This is a genomic window from Phormidesmis sp. 146-33, assembly GCF_052939515.1.
Map to the genome: position 1 here is coordinate 1 of NZ_JBJPHU010000227.1, position 4,035 is coordinate 4,035.

Below are 4,035 nucleotides of genomic sequence, written 5' to 3' on the forward strand. Positions count from 1 at the left end.
CGATCGAGACCTAGAATCTCATTTGAGACGAACCCTTGATCGCCTGCGAGACGCTTCCCCACCTAAAAAAGGATACGCTGCTGGGAACCTGATTAACTTAATGCGACAACTTCAAATTGAGCGATCGCAGATTGACTTAAGTGGACGTGATTTTTCTGATTTGACAATTCGGCAGGCGTATTTCAAAGATGTCAAGCTAACGAATACGAAGTTTATCAATACTGACCTCACCGATTCTGTTTTTTCGGAAACGCTGGCGAGTCTGATTTCTGTGCGGTTTAGTCCCGATGGAAAACTCTTTGCGACGGGCGTTGGGGATGGTGAGATTCGGCTCTGGCAGGTGTCTGACAATAAGCAAATTCGCCTTTATAAGGGACACACAGCCTGGGTCTGGACGGTCGTTTTTAGCCCTGATGGACAACTTTTGGCGAGTGGTGGCGGCGATCATACGGTTAAACTTTGGCGAGTCGATACGGGCGAGTGTGTGCATTCTCTGACCGATCACACTCATGCGGTTTACTCGGTTTCGTTTAGCGAAGACGGACGCATGGTAGCCAGTGCCAGCGAAGATCAAACAATCAAACTCTGGGATGTCGAAACGGGCGACTGTTTGCGGACTCTTAAGGGACATGACGGCTGGGTTTGGGCGGTTAATTTTAGCCCGATCGCGCCTCATTTTTTGGCGAGCGGTGGTGCAGACGGAACTGTAAAACTTTGGGATTGCAACACAGGCGATTGTGTAAAAACGCTCAAAGATCACACGGATCAGGTGTATTCAGTGGCGTTTAGTCCCAAAGGCGATAGTCTAGCCAGCAGCAGCGAAGATCAAACGATTAAACTCTGGAATGTACAGACAGGCGAATGCTACAGGACACTGATTGGACATACTAAAAAGATTCATTCTGTACGCTTTAGTCCCAATGGGCGAATCTTGGCGAGTAGCGGAGAAGATCGCACCGTCAAAATTTGGGATGTCGAGACGGGAAAACGTTTGCATAACCTGAAGGGGCACATGAGTCAGGTGTGGTCGATCGCATTCAGTCCCGATGGACAAACGCTTTTGAGCAGCAGTGACGATCAGACCATTTGTTTGTGGGAAGTCAAAAAAGGTAAGTTGCTCAACGTTCTCAAAGGCAGTACTCGTGGCGTTTATGCCGTTGCTTTTGCGCCCGCTTATCTCGATCACCCAGACTGTCCCATTCTTGCTAGTGGAAACGATGATCATGTCGTGCGGCTGTGGGATTTGCAGACTCGCGATTGTCACGATTTGAGAGGACACACAGGCAGGATTCGATCGGTGTCTTTTAGCCCCTGTGAGCCGATTTTGGCCAGCAGCAGTGCCGACTACACGATCAAGCTCTGGGATGTTCGTCAGCGCGCCTGTTTGCAAACGTTGAGTGGACATAGCAACTGGGTCTGGACGGTGCAATTTAGTCCCGATGGGCAGCGATTGGTGAGCAGCAGTGAAGACCGGACGCTGCGACTGTGGGATCGCATGACAGGGGAGTGTCTGCGGGTCTTTAAGGGGCATACGCACTGGGTCTGGAGTGTGGCGTTTAACCCGACGGGAGACACCTTAGCGAGTGGCAGCGCCGATAGTAAAGTCATGCTGTGGGATGTGGAAACGGGCGACTGTCTGCGGGTTTTGGAGGAACATCAGGATCTCGTCTGGTCGGTGGCTTTTAGCCCAGTTCAGCCGATTTTAGCCAGTGGCAGTGAAGATCACACCGTTAAGCTGTGGAATGTCAAAACGGGTCAGTGTCTTCGGACTCTAAAGGGGCACCAGCAGCAGGTTTATTGTGTAAGTTTTAGTCCTGATGGTCAAACGTTAGTGAGCGGCAGTGGTGACGAGACGATCAAACTTTGGAGTGTCGAAACGGGCGAGTGTTTAGATACCCTACGACGCGGGCATACGGCTCCGATTCGATCGGTTACTTTCAGCCCTGACGGACAAACCATCACCAGTGGCAGCGAGGACGAAACGATTCAGATATGGGACGTTCAGAAAGGAATTCGTCGCGAAAGTTTGAAGTCCGATCGCCTCTATGAAGGCATGGAAATCACCGGAATTGTGGGTCTAACCGACGCTCAACGGGCTTCACTCAAGGCACTGGGGGCAATCGACCGCGTTCACCCAGGAGGTCGATAAGTGCAGCCTAAAATTGTGCCCAAAATTGTGCTGGTGGGTGAAGTTCTCAGATACCGAAGTTTTAACGGTGCCAATAAAGCGCTCCCTGTGTTGGCTTCTAGTTTGCATCAAGCTGGATTTACTCGTGTGGTGCAGTTGGATCTGGAGCGATCGGATCTCACCATTCAAGATGTTTTGCAAGAAGCCGTGAATGCTGATCTGATTGTTTTTGCAGGCTGTATGACTCCTCAATGGCAGGACATCGATCGCGATACCAAACAGATCTTCGATTATTTGCGAGAGAACGATCGTAGCCAGGTTCCAATTCTGGTTGGAGGGTACGCGACGAAAGGAATTGCCGACATTGCCCAGGTGACTCCCTGGATCACGGCCTACTGTGATGGTGAGGGTGAAACCATGATCGTAGAGATTGCTGAATCAATTGCCAAAGGTACATTTGAGCAAGACAAATTCCAAATTTCAGGATTAGTTTTTGTAGATGAACGGGGATTGCACCACTCGATCGCCACGCGAGTCAGCCAGTTCGATCACATTGATCAAAACTTTGGGTTAGTCCATATTCCTGACGTTCACGATATGGAGATCTTTCAAAGAAATCATCAACGACTCAAGACGGCTCAACTCTATACTCAAAAGGGTTGTCCCTGGCGTTGTAGTTTCTGTAATAAAAGTACTGAAATCAGCAATGTTTTTCGATTAAGTGAAGTATCTTTTCGACGACAGCTTCAGCAATTACGTCAAAAGGGTTATCAAGCTGTTTATTTGGATGTCGATACCTTCACAGTGCATGAAAAAGCCTCCAGACGAGAAGCCGAAATCCTTAAGCAGGAAGGCTTTGTGTGGGGTTCTAACACGCGAATTGATCAAATCAACTATGACCAGATGCAGTACCTGGTAGAACACAACTGCGTCTATCTATTTTTTGGTGTGGAGCATACGATGATTGAGGTGGCTTTGGCGATCGGGAAGTTCAACGGATCTTTCAAAAGTCAGCTAAAACAAGCCGTTGATTATCCCAAGAAAGTGCAGCAAGTTTTCCAAGATATGCAGCGAGCCAATTTGCCCAGTAGCTACTTTGTAATTTTGGGTCTGCCTAAAGCAAAACTGAGTGACAATTTGACGGCGATCTCTTCGAGTTACCCGCAAGGGGTCAACGGCTATGAGCCAACCACTTTTGACGACGATATGGCAACAATTCGTTTTGGGTTAGACCAGTGCGATCCTGATTTTCTCAATTTCAACACGCTGCGATTTATGCCCGGAAGTGTTGCCGCAGATGTTGCCAATCATCCCGCTTATGCTTGCGTTCGTCCGTCTGGAGCCAGCCCAATCACCGCAGGCTACTTTTTGCCACGAGTCGCAAACCACTTTGGCTACAAGGTTTCTAAAAATCACGGAGTTTACCGCCTGTGCGAATCTGTCGATCAGCATCAACCCACTTCAACCGCAATGAATGCTGTCAGAATCTACGAAACAATTCACGATACGATGAAAATTATCAACACAAAAGTCAACGCTGGCGGTAAAGCAACCACGTTATTTATAGACCGCGAACTACTCACTCAACAACTGGTTAAACGAGATGAAAAAGGACGCTATACGATCGCGCCTCTAAAATCATTTGAGAGACTATAAAATTTCAGATAAATCAACAAAATTCTATTCATCAAAAATAAACTAAACAGAACGCAGGTGATTCAGGTTTGAAGATGCTAACGACTAAGGAAATTTCTGCTAAAGAAGTTACCCATCCTCTCGCCCCCTAAATCCCCCATGCTGGGGGACTTTGAGCATTGAGAAAAGCAACTTTCCAGACAAAGCAATTGATAGAGTTCAAAGTCCCCCAGCATGGGGGATTTAGCGATTATCTTGAATGTCAAGCCGGA

Annotated in this window: 2 protein-coding genes; both read left to right on the top strand. The window is 48.0% G+C overall.

The annotated features are described in order from the left end of the window. The coding region (locus ACJ2PR_RS35255) for a WD40 domain-containing protein (protein ID WP_446880547.1) at positions 1-2,149 on the top strand (2,149 nt) is incomplete at its 5' end. Next, positions 2,150-3,784 (top strand): B12-binding domain-containing radical SAM protein, encoded by a 1,635-nt coding sequence (locus ACJ2PR_RS35260; RefSeq protein ID WP_446880548.1) that lies wholly within the window; start codon positions 2,150-2,152, stop codon positions 3,782-3,784. The last annotated feature ends 251 nt before the right edge of the window (positions 3,785-4,035 follow it).